The organism is Enhygromyxa salina, from assembly GCF_000737335.2.
Lineage (GTDB): Bacteria > Myxococcota_A > Polyangia > Nannocystales > Nannocystaceae > Plesiocystis > Plesiocystis salina_C.
The window spans coordinates 24,170-42,460 of record NZ_JMCC02000007.1 but is presented as its reverse complement, the minus strand read 5'-3'; the positions used below and the strand labels follow the sequence as shown (position 1 = coordinate 42,460).

At 65.9% G+C, this 18,291-nt stretch carries 13 protein-coding genes and 1 CRISPR repeat array (1 of these 14 running past the window's edge); of the genes, 6 read left to right on the top strand and 7 right to left on the bottom strand.

The features are described 5' to 3' along the window. Positions 1-12 precede the first annotated feature (12 nt). A complete protein-coding gene (locus tag DB30_RS03345) occupies positions 13-390 on the top strand; it encodes a hypothetical protein (RefSeq protein WP_052546513.1) in 378 nt (125 codons plus the stop codon). On the opposite strand, the gene DB30_RS03340 is transcribed toward DB30_RS03345, so the two are convergent. Further along, the gene (locus tag DB30_RS03340; protein WP_165703607.1) at positions 387-1,430 is read right to left on the bottom strand and encodes a hypothetical protein; all 1,044 of its coding nucleotides are present in this window, start codon (positions 1,428-1,430) and stop codon (positions 387-389) included. The genes DB30_RS03345 and DB30_RS03340 overlap by 4 nt on opposite strands. 169 nt (positions 1,431-1,599) lie before the next feature. Here DB30_RS03340 and DB30_RS03335 point away from each other — a divergent pair, with 169 nt between their 5' ends. From DB30_RS03335 to DB30_RS03315, 5 genes are all read left to right on the top strand, one after another. After that, positions 1,600-2,730: an MFS transporter gene (locus tag DB30_RS03335; protein ID WP_052546511.1), complete on the top strand. Its 1,131-nt coding sequence runs from the start codon at positions 1,600-1,602 to the stop codon at positions 2,728-2,730. A 60-nt stretch (positions 2,731-2,790) separates the two neighbouring features. Continuing rightward, entirely contained in the window at positions 2,791-4,707 is a 1,917-nt protein-coding gene (locus tag DB30_RS03330) for an ABC transporter ATP-binding protein (protein ID WP_240480154.1), read from the top strand. A gap of 6 nt (positions 4,708-4,713) precedes the next feature. Then, positions 4,714-5,700, top strand: a complete 987-nt coding sequence (locus DB30_RS03325; protein ID WP_052546510.1) for an SGNH/GDSL hydrolase family protein — start codon at positions 4,714-4,716, stop codon at positions 5,698-5,700. A 3-nt stretch (positions 5,701-5,703) separates the two neighbouring features. Continuing rightward, a complete protein-coding gene (locus DB30_RS03320) occupies positions 5,704-6,540 on the top strand; it encodes an SDR family NAD(P)-dependent oxidoreductase (protein ID WP_052546509.1) in 837 nt (278 codons plus the stop codon). Between the two features lie 118 nt (positions 6,541-6,658). Next, complete coding sequence (locus tag DB30_RS03315) at positions 6,659-7,966, top strand: hypothetical protein (RefSeq protein WP_146657948.1); 1,308 nt, start codon at positions 6,659-6,661, stop codon at positions 7,964-7,966. A gap of 12 nt (positions 7,967-7,978) precedes the next feature. On the opposite strand, the gene csb2 is transcribed toward DB30_RS03315, so the two are convergent. The 6 genes from csb2 to cas4g/cas1g form a co-directional block, all read right to left on the bottom strand. Next, complete coding sequence (gene csb2 / locus DB30_RS03310) at positions 7,979-9,514, bottom strand: type I-G CRISPR-associated protein Csb2 (protein ID WP_052546507.1); 1,536 nt, start codon at positions 9,512-9,514, stop codon at positions 7,979-7,981. 8 nt (positions 9,515-9,522) lie between these two features. Further along, entirely contained in the window at positions 9,523-10,539 is a 1,017-nt protein-coding gene (gene cas7g, locus DB30_RS03305) for a type I-G CRISPR-associated RAMP protein Csb1/Cas7g (RefSeq protein WP_052546506.1), read from the bottom strand. After that, positions 10,536-12,698 carry a type I-G CRISPR-associated protein Cas8g1/Csx17 gene (gene cas8g1, locus DB30_RS03300; RefSeq protein WP_146657947.1) on the bottom strand — a complete coding sequence of 721 codons (2,163 nt, stop codon included), beginning with the start codon at positions 12,696-12,698 and terminating at the stop codon, positions 10,536-10,538. Before cas8g1 ends, cas7g begins: the two co-directional genes overlap by 4 nt. Then, entirely contained in the window at positions 12,691-15,039 is a 2,349-nt protein-coding gene (cas3g, locus tag DB30_RS03295; RefSeq protein WP_052546504.1) for a type I-G CRISPR-associated helicase/endonuclease Cas3g, read from the bottom strand. The genes cas8g1 and cas3g overlap by 8 nt, the downstream gene beginning before the upstream one ends. A gap of 63 nt (positions 15,040-15,102) precedes the next feature. Then, a complete protein-coding gene (cas2, locus tag DB30_RS03290) occupies positions 15,103-15,402 on the bottom strand; it encodes a CRISPR-associated endonuclease Cas2 (protein WP_052546503.1) in 300 nt (99 codons plus the stop codon). Position 15,403: 1 nt separating this feature from the next. Next, entirely contained in the window at positions 15,404-17,131 is a 1,728-nt protein-coding gene (gene cas4g/cas1g, locus DB30_RS03285) for a CRISPR-associated endonuclease Cas4g/Cas1g (RefSeq protein WP_146657946.1), read from the bottom strand. Positions 17,132-17,485: 354 nt separating this feature from the next. Then, a CRISPR array of direct repeats spans positions 17,486-18,291; the repeat unit is 36 nt; unit sequence CTTTCCGCCCTCGATTGAGGGCGGCCCCGTTGAAGC (it continues 7,941 nt past the right edge of the window).

The following is an 18,291-nucleotide window of genomic DNA, read 5'->3' as shown; positions in this document are numbered from 1 at the left end:
CCTTCCGAGTTGATGCTCTCGCGGCTTCGCTCGCTGTGGATCAACTGGGGTGATCTCGAGCAGATTCGCCACGAGGCGCTCGTTCGGATCGAATCGCTGACGCTCTACCTCAGCGCCGACGACATCGACGAGCTCATCGACCTCGCTAGCGACGACAACGAGCGCGCCCAAGCGGAAACAGCCGTTCGTGCGCGGCTTCTCACGCTGGGGCGGACGCCCGGGCTGAAGCTGCGGACGTGCCTCGACAAGGTCGAGTCCGAACACCTCCGACTTCGGATCGATGATGTAATCGGTCGGTGTCTGCCGGCGGGCGTGCAGGTCGAACGCTACTGGAGGGGGCAGGTGATGCCGCTGATCAACAACGGCTACGGCTTCATGAAGCGCGACTAAAGCTCATAGACCCCGATCTCCCAATCCGACATCACACACACCACGTCCCCAAAGATCCGCACGCTAGCGTTGAGCGCATACCGCCCAACCTTGACCAGCTCCTTCGGGATCATCAACTGGTGCGTGACCGAACCCGTATACAGGTCGAATACCAGCAGCGCATCCTGGCGATGCAGCACCACTCGATGCCCCGCCACAACCGCAGAGCTCGCCGTGAACGCCTCGTCCAGCGTCCATCGCTGGATCGGCCGGAGGTCCTCATCGTGCAACACGATCTCCAGCGCGACGCCGTCGCGGTCTTCATGCACGACGACCAGCCCGTTTGGTGTCTGCGCCATGCCCTTCACGCTGGTCTTCGACGCCAACGTCCGCGTCCAGGCAAACCGCTCACCCCCGCCGCGCACGGGTCGGCGCTCGAACACCGCGACGAGCGTCCACACATCCTGCACCACCCAGCGCCCATCGCTGGCGACATCGGCGATCCACCCGAGCTCGTCGGCGCCCCCAGAAAATTGCGGCGTGCAGTCCGTCGACACACCCCGCCAGCTGCCCGCGACCCGCCGAAAGTGCCACAGAGCGCTCATGTCGTTGGACCACAGCTCATCACCGCGAAGCACGATCGGCTGCCCAAAGCGAATGTCCGAGTCGGTGGGCGACTCGATCTGATCAAACACGCCGCCCCACCGCCCAACGACCACGCCGTAGCTGCCGCCTTGATACTCGGTCCGGTTGATCGCAATGCGCATCGGATCGAGACGGTCGATCGCCAGCCACACCGACCCGACCTCGTCGATCTGGCCTACCCATCGATCCGGCGCCCCCGCATTGTCCGGCCGCGGGGGCACGGTCCACGGCGCGCTCCAAGTCCAGGCCCCAGCCTCCCAGCGCCCGAGCCGAACCCACGGCGCCAGCCCCTCCTCACAGACCCCCAAGAACGCACCGGCCTCGCCGAGCGCCAGGTCGCTGCCCTTGATTCGCTTGCCTGCAGTCTGGACCAAGGGCAGCGGCGTCCACGTACCATGTAGCTCTCGTGCGGCCATCTTGCTCGGCGTCATACCTCAGGTGTGGGGTGACCAGGCAGCGCTGATCCGCGATGCCGTCGCGCTGGCGCGCAACACCGGCGACCGCAACACCGGTACCGTGGAGATCCTCAGAAGCCGGCGGGCTCCTAGACCGCCGGTAGCGAACCGGCGATGCTCCGCCCCGAACATGCGGGGCCAGGCGGCGCGCCAGACAACCGGATACTTTGGCGGCCACGTGGCGCTCGGCTTGATGTCGGGAGTGCTTGGCCCGACCTTGCCCGCGCTCGCGGCCCAGACCCGCAGCGATCCCGACGCGCTCGGCATCTTGTTCGCGGCCCGCTCGCTCGGGTATCTGCTCGCGTCGCTGGTCGTCGGGCGGATCTACGATCGCCGGACCGCGCATCCGATCCTCGTGGGAGCGCTGCTGGTGATCGCGGCCGGCCTCGCGGCGGTTCCGCTGGTGCCGACCCGGATCGGCTTGGTCGGCCTGTTCCTGCTGCTCGGGTCCGCGCAGGGCGTCCTCGACGTCGGCAACAACATGATGCTCGCGCGGGTCCAAGGCGCCCGCATTGCCCCCTACATGAGCGCGCTGCACTGCTGCTATGGCGTCGGGGCCCTGCTCGCGCCGCTCGTGGTCGGGGCGTCGAGCTCGGTCGCGTGGGGATATTGGTGGTTGGCGCTGGCGATCGTGCCGTTCGCCGTGGGCGTATCTTCAACGCGGAGTCCAACCCAAACCGAGCCCGTCACGACCGAGCCGAGCTCGCCCGCGCGCGCCGACAGCCGCCTGATCGGGCTGCTGGTCGCGTGGTTCGTGCTGTGCCAGGGCGCCGAGGCTGGCTTCGCGGGCTGGTCGTTCACCGTCGCGACCCGAAGCGGCTTCGACCAGGACGCCGCGACCAAGCTGGTGTCGAGCTTCTGGGCCGCGTTCACCCTGGCCCGAGTACTGACGATCCCGCTCGCGGCCCGGGTCCGGCCGCAGACGCTGCTGACGATCGATCTACTCGGCGCGATCGCAAGCGTGTCGTGCCTGGTCCTGATCCCCGGCGAGACCGCGATGTGGATCGGAACCGTCGCGCTCGGGCTCTCGCTCGCGTCGATGTTCCCCGCGACCTTGTCGCTCGCAAGTCAGCACATGCGCCTCGACGGCGCCGTGACCAGCACCTTCTTCGTCGGCGCGAGCCTCGGGGCGATGTCGGTTCCGTGGGCCCTCGGCTACGCGCTGGCGCTCGGACCTCGGGGGCCGCTGTGGATCATCCTCGTGGATCTGGTGATCGCGGGAGCGGTGCTCCGTGCGGTCCGGACGCGAACTCGGGGCTGAGCGCCACAGACCAGCCCCCCTCGTTTCGGGGGGGTGCGGCCATCGACGCACAGCCCCATGATGGGCGACGCTCCCCCGCTCCCGCTCATGGTCGCCCACGACAGCAAGCACGCCCGCCCCTCGCCGCACGGCGCCGAAGCCAACGCCGCGGCCCGGAACTCCAAGGGCTCGGTCACCAAACAATTCCTCGGCGTGTTTCAGTACAGCCGCCGCGCCGTCGAGCTGGTCTGGACCAGCTCGAAGCTGCTCACGATCCTGATCGCAGCGCTGACCTTGATCGCCGGCCTGATGCCTGCGGCCGGGGCGTGGATCGGACGCGAGATCGTCGACGCCGTCGTCGCCGCTTCGGCCGCCGTCCAAGCCGGGGCCGCGCCCGCGTTTGCGCTGGTGCTTGGCTGGGTCGCCCTCGAGGGCGGGGTCATGGTCGTGCTCGCCGCCTCGCAAAAGGGCTTGAGCGTGTGCCAGTCGCTGCTGCGGGCGATGCTTGGCCACCGGGTCAACGTCATGATCCTCGAGAAGGCGCTGACCTTGCAGCTGGTCCACTTCGAGGACTCCGAGTTCTACGACAAGCTGACCCAGGCCCGACGCGAGGCGTCGTCGCGCCCACTGAGCCTGGTCAACCGCACCTTTGGCTTGGTCCAGAACGCGATCTCGCTGATCAGCTACGCGATCTTGCTGCTCGCGTTCTCACCCTGGGCGGTGCTGGTCTTGGTGCTTGGCGGGCTGCCGGCGTTCTTGGTCGAGACGAAGTTCTCGGGCGAGGCGTTTCGCCTGTTTCGCTGGCGCTCCCCCGAGACCCGCAAGCAGATGTATCTGGAGACCGTGCTCGCGCGCGAGGACTACGCCAAAGAGGTCAAGCTCTACGGCCTCGGACCGCTGCTGCTGCAGCGCTACCGTGAGATCTTCACGCTGGTGTTCGCCGAGGATCGCGGCCTGACCCTGCGCCGCGGGTTTTGGAGCTTCACCCTGGGCCTGCTCGGGACCGCCGCGTTCTACGGCGCCTACGCGTGGATCGCCGTCGAGACCGTGCGCGGCCACATCAGCCTGGGCGAGATGACCATGTACCTGCTGGTGTTTCGCCAGGGCCAGTCGGCGGTCGCGGCCAGCTTGTCGGCGATCGGCGGCATGTACGAGGACAACCTGTACCTGTCCAACCTCTATGAGTACCTGGATCAGCCGGTCGGCAGCGAGCCGGGGGTTCAGACCGCTGGGCCCAAGCCTGGCGACGGCGTGCGCTTTGAGGGCGTGAGCTTCACCTACCCAGGCGCGACCACGCCCGCGATCGACGACGTCACGCTGCATCTGGTTCCGGGCCAGTCGCTGGCGTTGGTCGGCGAGAACGGCTCGGGCAAGACCACGATGATCAAGCTGCTGACGCGGCTGTACGAGCCCAGCCAAGGCCGCATCACCCTCGATGGTCTCGAGCTGTCGGCGTGGGATCCCGCCAAGCTGCGCGCGCGCGTGGGCGTGATCTTTCAAGACTTCGCCCGCTATCAAATGCTGCTGGGCGAGAACGTGGGTGCCGGCGACGTCGACTATTTTGACGACGAGGACCGCTGGCGCGAAGCGTCGCAGCTGGGCATGGCCGACACCTTCGTGGCCGACATGCCCGACGGCTACCGCACGCAGCTGGGCCGATGGTTCAAGGACGGGCGCGAGCTGTCCGGCGGCCAGTGGCAAAAGGTCGCCCTCTCGCGGGCCTTCATGCGGACCGCCGCCGACATCTTGGTGCTCGACGAACCAACCGCGGCGATGGACGCCGAGGCCGAGGCCACCGTGTTCGAGCATGTCCGCAATTTGACCGCGGATCGCATGGCGATCTTGATCTCGCACCGGTTCTCGACCGTGCGCTCGGCTGACCACATCGTCGTGCTCGACCACGGGAAGGTCATTGAAGAGGGCGACCACGAGCAGCTGATGGCCAACGACAAGCGCTACGCCAGGCTGTTCACGCTGCAGGCGGAGGGGTATCGTTGACCGCGAATGCGCTTGTTTTGCACGTTGACTCTCGTTGGGCTGCTCGCGCTGCCCGGTTGCGTCGTCGTTGACGGCAGCGGCGCGCAGACCTCCGGCGAGACCGGCAGCGGCGATGGCGATGGCGATGGCGATGGCGAACCGGGTGATGGCGACCCAGGGGACGGCGACCCGGGCGACGGCGACGGCGACTCGGGTGACGGCGATGGTGACCCCGGGGATGGCGACGGCGATGGCGACCCAGGGGACGGCGATGGCGACCCAGGTGACGGCGATGGCGACTCAGGTGATGGCGACGGCGACGGCGATGGCGACCCGCAGCCGGTCCATGTGCTGTTCGTCGGCAACAGCTACACGGCGGCCAACGATCTACCGGGGATCGTCGAGGCACTCAGCGCCAGCTCGCTCGCGCCGGTGATCAGCGACTCGATCACCGTCGGAGGCGCGCGCGTGATCGATCACCTCCAGAACCCCGCCGTCCTCGACGCGCTCGCGGGCGACTGGGACGTCGTCGTGCTGCAGGGCCAGAGCGTCGAGCCGATCCTCGACTACCCAAGCTTCGAGCAGGCCGTCATCGAGTTCACGCAGCAGGTGGCCATGGCCGGTGACGCACGGGTCTTGCTGTTCCAGACCTGGCCGCGCGAAGAGGGCAACGCGGATCTCATGCAGCTCGGCATGGATCTCACGCAGATGCACCAGGCGCTCGCTGAAGGCTACGTCAACGCGGCCCTCGCCAGCGACACCGAGGTCGCGCCCGTGGGTGACGCGTGGTGGATGGCGTGGTGGGTCGATCCGCCGATCCAGCTGTATGTTGGCGATGGCAGCCACCCCTCGCTGGCCGGCAGCTACTTGGCGGGCTGCGTGATGTTCGGCAAGATCTCGAACCTGCCCTGCACGAGCACGGACTACGCGCCGGAGCAGCTGCCCCCCGACGAGGTCGAGTGGCTGCAGCTGCTGGCCGACATCAGCACCGGCTTCGAAGACCCCTCGCCCTGACTCATGACCTCCACGATCTTCATCACTGGCGCGACTGACGGCATTGGACGCAGGACCGCGGAATCACTCGCGGCGACCGGCGCCGATCTCATCATCCACGGCCGCACGCAGGCCAAGCTCGAGCCCGTCATCGCCGCGCTCGAGGCGATCCCTGGTCACGGTCGGGTGCAGTCGCTGGCGGCCGAGCTCTCGGATCTTCAGGCGGTCCGCGAGCTCGCGACCGCGCTCGAGGACACCCTCGGTGATCGCCCGCTCGACGTGCTGCTCAACAACGCTGGTGTGTTCATGACCGAGGCCGCTCGCAGCCCGCAGGGCCACGAGCTGACGTGGGCGATCAACCACCTCACGCCCGCGCTGCTGTGCCAGCTGCTGCTGCCCAGCCTGCGCCGCTCGCCAACCGCGCGCTGCATCAACGTCAGCTCGATGGTCCACAAGCAGGGCGAGCTGCGCTGGGACGACTTCAACTTCGACGGGGGCTTCAACGACCGGGCCGCCTACGCGCAGTCCAAGCTCGCGATGGTGTTGTTCACGATCGAGCTCGCCCGGCGGCTCGGCGACAGCGGGCCAATCGCGGTCTCGCTGCACCCTGGCGTGATCTCCACCAAGCTGCTCGTTGACGGGTTCAAGATGCAAGGCCGCGACTCGCTCGACGACGGCGCCGCAACCTCGATCTACCTGGCGCTGCTGCCGGCCGCGGAGCTGCGCCCCCACGCCGGGGGGTACTTCAAGCGCAAGCAGATCGACAGCGTGCACCCGATCGCGCATGACGCTCAGGTCTGCGCCCGGCTGTATGAGCGCACCTGCGCGCTGCTTGGGGTCGAGCCGCTCTCGCCGCGCTAGACACGGCCGCCGCGCTAGCTCCAGGCAATTTTTTCGGGTCGCCTGGCAGCGAACGTCACATGAACTTCGCAAACACGATCGTGGTTCGTCACAATCGCGGGGTAGCTACTGCCCAACTATGACGCGAATTTCTTCGTTCCTGACCACTGGCTCGTTGTGCTCTTTGTTGCTGCTTGGCGCGTGCACGGATGACGGCACCGCTGATGGAGACACGGACACCAACGGCGACGGCGACACCGACACCGACACCGACGGCGACAGCACCGTCACGATCAGCGAGGACATCTCCGAGGACACCACCTGGACCGCGGACAAGACCTACGTGCTCGCCGCGGACACCCTCGTGTTCGTCAACGGCGCGACCTTGACGATCGAGCCGGGGACATTGATCCGGGGCAGCGCTGGCTCGGCGCTGGTCATCGAGAAGGACGCCCGGATCGTCGCCGAAGGCACCGCCGACGCGCCGATCGTGTTCACCTCGTTTGACGACGAGAACCCCGCCGCGGGTGACTGGGGCGGCCTGGTCCTGCTTGGCGAGGCCACGACCAACCTGCAGGGCGGCGTGGGCATGGCCGAGGGCTTCCCGATCCCGCCGACCTACGGCGGCACCAACCCCGCCCACGACTGCGGCTCGCTCCGCTACGTCCGCGTCGAGTATGCCGGCTTTGCGATCTCCGAGGGCAACGAGCTCAACGGCATCACCTTCTATGCGTGCGGGACCGCGACCAAGGTCAGCTACGTGCAGTCGCACATGGGCCTCGACGACGGCATCGAGATGTTTGGTGGCGCGTTCGACCTCGACCACATCGTGGTCACGGGCGCCGCGGACGACTCGATCGACATGGACCAGGGCTTTGCCGGCACCGCGCAGCACATGCTGATCCATCAGAGTGGTTCGACCGGCGACAACTGCTTCGAGGTCTCCAACCAAAGCAGCGACTTCGACGCGACCCCCAAGACCTCGCCGACGATCTGCAACACGACCTGCATCGGATCCGGTGCCGGCGGTGGCAAGAGCAAGGGGATCACGATCAAAGAGGGCACCCACGGCAGCTGGTACGCCAACATCTTCACCAACACCACCAACGAGGCTACCAACCTCGCGGACGAGGCGACCTTCGTCGAGGCTGACGGCGGGAATGTCGATATCGCCAACAACATCTTCTTTGGGATCCTGGGCGGGGATCAGCACGTCTCGGGTGCTGATAGCCTCGACAGCGCCGGGTGGACCGCGTGGGTGCAGGATCCCGCGCGCGCCAACCTCGACGCGGATCCCGGGTTGGGCAGTATTGCTTGGGGTAGCCCCAACGTGGTCCCGAGCGGGGACGTGAGCGGCGACGGGACCGGCTGCGGCGGGACGAGCTATGTTGGGGCGGTGGATCCCAGCGGCGACGACTGGACCGCGGCTGCTTGGATCAACTACTGAGTTGATTGGGCGCTACGCCGGTCGAAACAGGCCGAGGCCGAAGTGAGCGCCGTAGCCCAGCGCGATCGGACCGCATACCGGTTTGGTGAAGGTGATCCGAAAGCCCGAACCAGCCCGCGCTGCGGTCCGAGAGCGATCTTTTTTTCGCACGCGAACAAAGCGGCTCCAGCCAAATGTGTCCTTGGATTCTTCGGTCTCGATCTCGCTGACCTCGTGCTCCGGGACCCCCAAGACCTCGCGGAGCAGCCACCGCAGCTGGTCCTCGGGCGTGTCGATCAGTTGATTGCGCCGTGACTTCGTAAACCTTGGGGGGACAAAGGGCGTGGCGCTGACCCAGGTCCGCGACGGCCCAAGCCACGAACCCTCGAGCGGATGCGCGGCGTTGACGGGCAGCAACGCACGCAGTTGGTCGAACCCACCGTAGCCCGCGAGGATCAGCTCGAGGGGATGCTCGTCAGCCTGTCCCCGCAGTCGCCGGCCGCTCGCCGCCAGCTGCTGCAGGCTCGCCCAAGTGTCTGGCGCGAAGCCATCGCGCGCCCAGATTAACACACGATCGATCAGCTCTCGCCCGTCTCGATCTCGGCGCGCGAGCGGCAGGAAGTACGCATGCTCGTGGCCCGTGAGCGGAGCATCATTGTGGTCCTTGCCTGAGAATTGCCAAGGGACCGCGCCGGTTCGCTTGTTGGCGAGCGCCATCACGGTCGAGCGCATGCGCTCCGCGATCACCAGGGTCTGATCGGCTGACGGCCTGACCGCGCTCTCGAGCAAGAACACCGCGCCGCTTGGCCCGGTTTGCTTGGCCCGGCGAGCGCGTGGGCGCACACGTGGAGGCTCCTCCAGGCGATAGTCGACCCAGCATGAGCCGGGCGCCTGGGACCACCGCTCTCGCTGGAGCTCGGCCGTGCTCACGTTGAGCACGTCCCAGACTGACGCTGGCGGCGTGGGAGACTTGCCCTTGCCCTTGGCGGGGACGGCCTCCAACCAGCGCTCGCGCCAGGCGGCGAGCTCCTCTGTCGACTGAACCGTCAACAGGCGAACCGTCTGCACGTTTGCGGGCTCGTCGAACGCCTGCGGTCGAGCGTTGGGTGTCTGGCTCTCGTCAACATCGGCGACCGCGATCTCGACCCAACTCTCGGCGCGGCCCAGATACGCGACATGCTGGAGCAGCCGCCCAAGCAGCTCGCGCTCGGGATCCGTCAGCTCTAGCCCCGGCCACCAGACCAACACTTCCGCGGGCGCACGCGCGCCATCGCCCACGGCGACAAAGGTGTCGAGCACCTTCACCGGCTTGTTGTCCGTCGGCATGTAGTGACGCAGGTGAGCCGTGGACGCGGCGGGGAGCCGGTATACAGGCAATGGCGTGAGCCGCTCGAGCAGCTCGGACACGCCCCCGCGCTCGTGGTCCGCCAAGCGATAGCTCGCGGCGACCAGCGCTCGAAGGATCCGCCACGGCGCAGGCGGCCACTCCGCGACGCCTTCATTGACGTGATGATCCCAGCCGGTCGCGTGATAGCGACCAGCGGTGAAGGTGAGGCGAAGACCGATCATGGCGGGTCCTACTTCTTCTTCGCGCTTGGTTTCTTGGCCGACGCCTTCTTGGACGTGGACGCCTCGGTCTTGCCGCCCTTCGCCGAGAAGTTGGCGCGGGTGACCGGCGGATTGGCGAACACGCCCTCCTTTGCGGCAGCGGGCAGCAGCTTGCGGATCGCCGCCGTCGCTTCGTCTTCGCTGGGCAGCGTCGCGCCCTCGGGCCGCGTGACCTGTACGTCCGTCACTTGCAGGTCGCAGGCGGTGCGCAAGCGCAGGCCCCGATCGAGGACCGCCCGGATCTTGTAGACGGCCAGCGCATAGAGCAGCCGCGTGGTCGCAGCGGGCAAGCGGTAGCTGCGAAGTTGTGCAATGTCGAGGTTGAAGAACGCGTCAATCTCCTCGGCGGTAAACTCCACCCGATGGTAGGGGACGTTGCCGTAGCCTTCGGCCGCCGTTCGGTCACTGTCGCCCTTGCCCGCGCGGACGCTGTCGTTTTTCACGCCCCCGCTGGGTGCCTCGTGAACGTTGCGAGCCTCGATGAAGCCGCTGAACGCCCGGGGAACTCGCAGCACGCCCGCGATGCTCGCTAGAAACACGCCATGCAGCAGCGCGTTGGGGTCGTACTTGCAGATCGCCTTCACCAGCCGCGAACGGTCCAAAGGCGTGTCCGCATTCTTATCGTAGCCAATCGCGGCTTCGAGCGCGGGCCGAAAGTCACTCTTCACGATATAGACCGAGTTCAGCCGATGGGCTTCGAGCAGGCTGTTGGTGATCGGGTTGTCGCCCTCGTACACCTGCACGTAGGGGAGCCCTTTGAGGGGCGCCACCACATCCTGGGCCTCCTCGTCCCAGCACACGCTCTCCATGCGATTCGCCATTGACTGATTCGACTCTACGAGCAGCATCTCGGTGCCGTCGTGCAGGCGGTAGCGGGCTGCGCCCAGATCGGGAAAGCCGGTCGGTTGAAACCGTGAGCCTTGAAGCGGCGCCAAACGGGCGCGAATCAGAAGCCTCGAAGCATGGGGGAGTTCGAATTGGGTCACTGCTGCACATCCTCTTGTTCGTAGTCGGTGTTCTGAGAAACTCGGGGGAACAACATTCGCTTCAGGCGCCCGAGTGACTCGGGCGCGAGCGGAAACGCCAACGCGGCCGCGATCCTGCGCGCGCGAGCTCGGTCGTCGCCCAGCCGGTCCAGCGCAAAGGGCAGACCGCTCGCGCGCAGACGCTGGATCGCCAGGCGTGAGGCAACGTCGAGACGCCCGGCGGCGGCGTTTGCCAACATCCCCGACGTCGCCGGGAGCAGGTGGCCCGCGCGGGCGGGGTCTTCGAGGCCGTGGGCGAGCGCCAACAGCGAAAACCCAGCCGGGGGGACGGCGTACTCGGATCGCGGGGGTCGCGGATTTACGCGCGCCCAGTCGATCAGGCTCAGGCCGCTCATCAGCGCCTCGAGCCGCTGCTCATCGATGCCACTCACCTCTGGCCCATCGATGAACGCGGTGACGTCGGCCAGCGAGGCCCAGCAACGCGGGTGCCCGACGTTTGGCGAATCTCGTGTGATCCCCAGATCGGCCGCGTCGCGGTGGGGCGCGCGACCCTTGCGTTGTTGATCTTCGACCTCGCGCCGACGCAGGAGCGACAGCAAGTTTTCCACCAGGCTGGCGGTGTCGACCCAGGTCATCGTCTTCGAGCCCGGCGAAGCCCAGTCCCAGCGCCGATGCTTGTCGAGCGCGATCGGGCGCTGGCGCGGGCGGATCCCCGCGGACGCCAGGCTGGCCGCGAGGCGATACTCCGGGCTGGGGTCGTTGCAGGTCCGGTAGAACCAGGCCTTCGAGAGTGGAGGCAGCGGACGGAGCCACCGATCTTTTGCGCGGCCGAGTGTGGATTCCACTTCACCGAGGGCGATCAGGATCTCGAGCGTCGTCGCCCATTCGTCGCGCTGGCAGGCCTCCATGATTGCGCCCTCCAGCCGCCGCGTCGCGCTGGCGACCGAAGCCGGAGCTTTGCCCGAGCCGACGAAGCCGCGTAGGCGATTGAGCCAGGGATCGATCTCCGCGAGCAGATCGGCGCCCTTCGAGTTGCTGACCGTCCACCGGCCAAGCGGCACCGCGAAGAACATCCTGCCAAACCGCTTTTGAAAGCCGTACCGGACAAACTCATCGACGCCACGGTCGACACCGAGAGTTGAAATCGCACGAGCGAAATCGACGCTGTCCACCGCATCTCGTCGTTGTCGGGAGGACCTCACCTTGGCACGGCCCTCTGCGAAGAGGTGGCGCACTTCCGGGCACGATGCGGGTCGATGCCACAACGGCAACCACTGTTCGTCGTTGTGGTCTTCATGTGCGGCTGACGGGTACCCTGCTGCGGCGTTCCTCGTGGCAAACGGAAACGAAAGTCCGGAGCCAGAGTTTGCATCAAGGCGTCGCGTTGCAGCACTCGCTAGCATCAGCACGCCCTCGATCATGAGCACGTAGCTCCACGGATTTACTCGCAGTCCGTTGCCCTTGAACCCCGTCGAGATATTCGCGCCCCCGGCATTCGCGGGGCAAAACTGGCCCACAGGCTCGTTCTTGCCCCCGATTGACGGTGTGCCCATGAGACAACCTCGCACAGCGTCAGCCGTCGTCGCCTTGTCACTCAGAAGAAGCTCTACAATCCGCTTCATGAACGTCAGTGAGAACTCGAAATTTCCATCATTTCCGCCGCTGCACAAAAGAGGCGAAAATCGACTCCCGCTGTCAGTGAGCACGAGTGCAGCATCCATCCAAGCAGTCGCGTCATCCGGCAACTCCGACCTCAACCTGCCGATCAGTTGAGCCTTGCTGCTCTTGTTCGCGACCGCCAATGGGCCACCCATCTCGGCAAGTACCTGAGCCGCGATCGTTATTGCGGCTCGATAGGCGGCAAACCGAGTGCTGGTAGAAGCGGAGATCCGCTTGACAGCCCTTTCCTTGGTTCCCGAAGCGTGAAAACCGCTCCCGTTGTTCCAAGGGGCGACAATTGGAGTCGGCTTATAGTCGTTAAGAAGAAAGTCGACGAGCAGTTCTGGCTCGAAATCACTGCTGAGGACAAAAAAGCCGTCTACCCAGCGCCCCCTCGCCGACGTGTCTGCCTGCTCGGCTACCAACCGGAGCACGCCTAGAGCACTTAGGTACTGCGCAATTGGCTCAGGCCGTAGTCCTGGCAATTTTACGTCAGGCATGGCCGCCCCGTCCCTTCGAGTTGGCGCGCTTGCGAGTCCCCCGCCAATCGGCGATTCGCACCAGCGCTTCGAGGTAGGCCAAGCGAAACGGACCGTGCTCGTCGAGCAAGCTCAAGCTCCGCTCGGTCCAGCTGGGCGCGCCGTCTTGCCAGCCTAGCTCCATGCCCGACAGGTCGAGCTCACACGCGGTCGAGACCACGCCCGAGCCAAGCTCCACCCGTGGAAGCGGATCTCGATCCCACACGCCCAGGGCGTAGCGCCGGTTGGGTTCGCCCTTGGGCGCGGGCTCGCCCGGCCGGGACCGGACCGCCATTCGAACTTTGCCGTGATGCGCCGCCACCAAATAGACCTCGAGATCGCTGCCGCCCTGGTCGAGGAACGCCAGCGCGCTGGCCAGCTCGTGGCGAAAGTGCGGACGTTCACACCTACCCGAATGAACCCAATCACTCTTCGCCCAAACCTTGTCGCGCCTTTCATCGTCAGGTTCGAGCTTTTGCGTCAGCATGCTCTGGAACGCGGCGTGGGCCTTGCCCAGATCATGCCAGCGAGCCGCGCGTGTCAGCTCTGACCAGGGCAGGGCGAGCTCACCCAGGCCCGCTTGCAGCTCGGCGACGACCCCGACCACGTCGTCGGAGTGCACCGACAGCTCGACATACTCGTGGAGCTTGTAGGTCCAGGGATCCCCCTCGTCAGCGTCGGATCGCTCGGCGTCGGACGGGAGCGGCACTTCTGGGGGAATGTCCCGCTTGTCGCCGGTCCAACCAAACGCGGCGCTGTAGCCCCCACTTTGCACGGGCATCAACAACGTGAGCCCCGGGTACAGGTCTCGTTTCGAGGTGACCCGCTCCCAAGTGGCGCGCAGGCTGGACCAGCGCCACGCGGGCGCCTTGGTGCTGATCAATGTATCGAGCTGGCCGATCGGTACGCGGCATAGCTCTTCGCGCCTGGGTGCGGCGGCGTCGTCGGGCGGATGAGCCCCCTCCCAGGTCCGCCACAGCACTTGAACATCGGCGTCATGTTCGGTCGCGCGCACAAAGGCGCTCACGTCGATATCGTGCCCGGCTAGATCAGACTGGGTGTCAAACAGCGAGTAGAGATCTTTGCGGCGTATCACTGGCAGCGCCGGGCGAGCGTCGTCGATGCCAACCTTGGTCAGTGACTCCGGCCCGACGTCGTCGAGCTCGCGCAGGCGCCCGCGGCCCAGGTCGAGCGCCTCGGCCGTGTAGGGGGCGGCGTCTTTGCTGGCCACGTCCATCCATAGGACCTGAGCGTCCTTGCGCGCGCCGGCCCGATTGCACCGACCGAAGCGCTGGACCAGCGATGGCCATGAAGCTAGCTCGGTCACGAGGATCCGAGCGTCGATGTCGACGCCTGCTTCAATCGCTTGGGTGGCGACCAGGATGCCCGACCAGCCCGGCTGCAGCGCCTTGCGCTGCGCCTCGCTTCGCTCGTGTGGGCGGAAGCGCGAGTGAATGAGGGTGACCTCGAGAGTGCCATTGGCCGCCTTGCTCAACGCCTGGGCCAGCTCCCGGGCGCGGGTGACCCGATTGACGACGACCACCGTCAACGAGCCCGCTTTGTGCAACGCCAGCAGCTGCTTGGCCGTTGACAGCGGCTTCTTGGGATCCGTGGGCAGCAGCTCGAGCGGCTTTTTGGCCTTCAAGCGCTTGCTCAGCGCCTTGCGATCTGCCGCACCGAGCCCCTGCTCCCGCAGTGTAATTCGGCGCAGATCCACCGTGTCAAGGGATCCGCGGGCCAACGTCGCGCTCATCCACATGGTGTGACATGGCCCGAATGCGCCAAATTGCTGGCGCATCGCATGCAATTGTGCGCTGGTCGAGAGCCCTGAGCCCATGAGTTGGACCTCGTCCATGACCCATACGCAATCGTTGTTTAGCCAGCCAAACTGGATGGGCCAGCGGAACCGACTCATTGCATAGCCGCGGTTCAACGCGCGAGAAAGCAGCTGATCCTGTGTGCCAATAATGATCGAGTCACGTTCGGGCGCGTCGTCCCAATCGCGTGCGATCGCGCCGCCCATGAGCACGTGGACGTCGAGTTCGAGACCCAGGGCTGCCAACCACTCTTGGGTTGCGCGCTGGGTCTGCTCGACCAAGGAGCGCATGGGCAGGCAGAATATGAGCCGGCGGCCTGTCGCGCTGCGGATCTTTGCGTTGCCGTGTATGCGACGCCACAGCCAGCTCAGCACGGCCGCAGCGGTCTTCCCGGCGCCAGTCGGGACCTCGAGCAGGTGCGGGAGTTGGTCGCCAGTGGCCAACTCCTCTTGGTAAGGATAGGGAGCGTTGCCTGTCGCCTGCTCGAAGAATTTTCTGAACTGCATGATTGGTGCGCCTGTCGATTCGGAGAGAGTACAGGGTCTCTGAAGGACTGTCGATAGAAAAATCTAGAGCACGACGACACGACGGGTGTCGCATTCGAGTGATCGTCCGATCACTTCGTGGGAGGGAAGCTCAATCTCGTGTTGGCCATGAGCGCGACCGAGGTCGAAGAGCAGCACCTGATCCTCCTCGTGGTGGATCGTGTGGCCGAGTCGGCGCGTGAGCTCGGCCTTCTGGGCGTCGCTCAGCCGGGCAAGAAACACCGAGTACTGAACGGGCTGACCAAAGTCACGCACAATTGCGTGGACCCTTCGTAGGCGCAGGTCGTTGCTGATGTCATAGGTGACGAGATAGTGCCGTGGCATCTCAACGGGTCCAGATCGGGACGTACTCGTCGATTTCACCTGCCAGGAACTTGCTGAGCACGCGCACCTCGAGCTCGAGTATTCGGCGGTAGGACATGCGGTAGTCGAAGCGCGGATGGCTCGTCTCTTCACGAGCGCGCCGCTCGTGCGCGCCGATGAGCTTCTTTCGCCCGGCGTTGTTCAAGTAGACCGCAGCCGGAATGACCGTAAAGTCTCGTCGATCGATTCCACTGGTGCTGATCAACCGGAGCACCGCGGTGTCTGACCACGCCGGGCGAAACGGCTCGATCAGGTCGAGAGCGAGGGCAGGGCGACCGGGGACCATCGAGTGAAAGAAGCCGAGCATCGGATCCAGCCCCACGCGGCCGATCGCCGCGATCGCTTCGCGGGTCAGCAGCGAGTACGCGAAGCTGAGCATGGCATTGACCCGATCCCGAGGGGGCCGGCGCGAGCGCCCCGCCAAATCCGCCCGCCAGTCTTCGGGCAGCGTCGAAGGCAGCGCGCCGAAGTAGCTCCGGGCGGCGTCGCCCTCGTAGCCGCGTAGCACATCTAGGGTCGCGGCTCGCTCGGCCCAGCGGACCGACAGTGTCATGTGCTCGACCGCCTCACGTAGTGCGGCCTCACCAGCGCCGGGCTGCCGAAGTTGCCGGCGCAGCACCGTGCGTTGGTTGCGAAGTTTGGCGACCACCAGCGCGCGGGCGACCTCGATGCACTTGGTGGGGTCGTCGGCGGCCCGGTATTGGGCGCGACGCAGGCCGACGTTGCGCGTGGCAATTGGCGCACTCACACCGAGCAGCGTGCCCGTGGTGGTGTGGTGAGAAACGCCGATGCCATCGCGGAGCAGGCCGCCAAAGCACTGCGCCGTGATCTGCGACGGGCCGAACACCGACACATGGGAGATGTCCTTGAGTAACACGCGCGTGGGCTCGCCCTCGCGCGGTTCGATGCGTAGCGCGTTGCCGTCTTTGCACACCTTTGAGCCTGGCGTGGTGACGTGTACGACATAGCGATCGTCGCGGGCGATCGGGAGCCGACGCGTTGGGGGCTGGTGCTCCTGCAACGAGAAATGCTCGTCGGGGAGGCAGACCTCGTGCAGCGAGCAACCGGGGCACTTGGGGCTATCACGCAGCGGTTCGGGTGGTGTTGTCAGCTCGCCGACTTCTTGGGCGCGCCGGAGCACGGCGTGAAGAAAGGTCTCGAGCTCGTTTGACCACTCGATCGAGACGGTGGAACGCGAGGCGCGGTAGTAGATGCGACCCACTTGGGCGTCGAGACCATACTCGCGGAGCATCGCCAGGTATAGGCCGATCTGGGCAGTGTCGGCTGGCCACGCGCCCTCTGGAAGCTCGAGTCCCTGCCACTTCTGGGGGCCAGGCTTGGGAGGCTTTCCATGTTTGGTTTCGACGACTATTGCCTGTTCGTCTTCGACCTCGAGGAAGTCGATCTTGCCGCGAATGCCCCATTCGTTTGAGATGAATTCGAGGCTTCTTGGGGCATTCGGCCACGGTGGGAGTTCGTCTGCCGTTTTTGAGGACCTGCGCCGGCGGCCGCGGTTTTGTTCCGCGCGCTCGTGCTCTGCCCGGCCGTTGATTGTGTCGGCCGAATCGACGAATATGCCCTGGACGTGCTCGAGGTGGAAGAGGCGCTCGCAATAGACGAGTTCGTTGCACATGCGCACCGGGAGTAGGTCAGCGTCGGCGTGGGCGGCGGTGAATTGTGGGGATTGCATGAGTGGCGGGGCGGTTGGAGTTCAGGGGTTTGCTGGGGGGGATGTGGTTGGAGCTTGTGACGATGGGTGGCGGTTGGTTCATGATTGTTTGGGGATTTTCATCGACCTGGATTTGCGTTCAGATTGACCTGGGTTTGTGTTCAGGTTAGAAGGTTGAAGTCGCTGCACGCGGGGTCTGACGCAATGAAACCCCGGTCTTGCGTGCAAAGTGCGGAATTCGGGATGCAAGGGGGGCGGGGACGCTGTTTCAAAATTGGAAAGTTGAACAAGATGGCCTCCGCGAGGCGAGCGAAATCGCCCTGCGTGCAGGAGGTTGTCAAAAAGCCCGTGATTCTGGTAGGTTGCGAGCGAACTCTTTCCGCCCTCGATTGAGGGCGGCCCCGTTGAAGCGACCCGAACGGCGAGCGCGACCCGTCGATCCTGGTCTCTTTCCGCCCTCGATTGAGGGCGGCCCCGTTGAAGCTTGGCCATGTACAGTGGGGACAGGTCGGCCAAGCATCCCCTTTCCGCCCTCGATTGAGGGCGGCCCCGTTGAAGCTTGCGAGCGCCCGCCCCGAGCGCGTGCACGAGCAGCCCTTTCCGCCCTCGATTGAGGGCGGCCCCGTTGAAGCGACGACCTCGGGGGCGACGGTGATGCGGCGCACGAGGTCTTTCCGCCCTCGATTGAGGGCGGCCCCGTTGAAGCGACGTGGTCAGGTGCACGCTGATCCGTGCCCACCGACTTTCCGCCCTCGATTGAGGGCGGCCCCGTTGAAGCGCCCCGCGCTTGCTGACGTGGCGGCGCAGAATGGGCTGTCCTTTCCGCCCTCGATTGAGGGCGGCCCCGTTGAAGCGAATCGAAGGGGTCGCAGACAGACCCGGTGGGCGGGTTGCTTTCCGCCCTCGATTGAGGGCGGCCCCGTTGAAGCCAGAACACCCGCCCCCGCCACGGGAACTCGAGCCCGGTCCTTTCCGCCCTCGATTGAGGGCGGCCCCGTTGAAGCGGTCGAGACGCGAGCGGGCCTGAGCTGGACGGGTGTACGGCTTTCCGCCCTCGATTGAGGGCGGCCCCGTTGAAGCAACATTGCGTCGCCTTGCAATGATGTTGATGGGTCCGCCTTTCCGCCCTCGATTGAGGGCGGCCCCGTTGAAGCGGCTTTCAATCGTTCTTGCAGCAGTTC

Bases quoted from the DNA above. Each gene is read 5' to 3' on its own strand.
- DB30_RS03345 (WP_052546513.1), top strand. From the start codon at position 13: ATGCTCTCGCGGCTTCGCTCGCTGTGGATCAACTGGGGTGATCTCGAG.
- DB30_RS03340 (WP_165703607.1), bottom strand. From the start codon at position 1,430: ATGGCCGCACGAGAGCTACATGGTACGTGGACGCCGCTGCCCTTGGTC.
- DB30_RS03335 (WP_052546511.1), top strand. From the start codon at position 1,600: ATGCGGGGCCAGGCGGCGCGCCAGACAACCGGATACTTTGGCGGCCAC.
- DB30_RS03330 (WP_240480154.1), top strand. From the start codon at position 2,791: ATGGGCGACGCTCCCCCGCTCCCGCTCATGGTCGCCCACGACAGCAAG.
- DB30_RS03325 (WP_052546510.1), top strand. From the start codon at position 4,714: ATGCGCTTGTTTTGCACGTTGACTCTCGTTGGGCTGCTCGCGCTGCCC.
- DB30_RS03320 (WP_052546509.1), top strand. From the start codon at position 5,704: ATGACCTCCACGATCTTCATCACTGGCGCGACTGACGGCATTGGACGC.
- DB30_RS03315 (WP_146657948.1), top strand. From the start codon at position 6,659: ATGACGCGAATTTCTTCGTTCCTGACCACTGGCTCGTTGTGCTCTTTG.
- csb2 (WP_052546507.1), bottom strand. From the start codon at position 9,514: ATGATCGGTCTTCGCCTCACCTTCACCGCTGGTCGCTATCACGCGACC.
- cas8g1 (WP_146657947.1), bottom strand. From the start codon at position 12,698: ATGCCTGACGTAAAATTGCCAGGACTACGGCCTGAGCCAATTGCGCAG.
- cas3g (WP_052546504.1), bottom strand. From the start codon at position 15,039: ATGCAGTTCAGAAAATTCTTCGAGCAGGCGACAGGCAACGCTCCCTAT.
- cas2 (WP_052546503.1), bottom strand. From the start codon at position 15,402: ATGCCACGGCACTATCTCGTCACCTATGACATCAGCAACGACCTGCGC.
- cas4g/cas1g (WP_146657946.1), bottom strand. From the start codon at position 17,131: ATGCAATCCCCACAATTCACCGCCGCCCACGCCGACGCTGACCTACTC.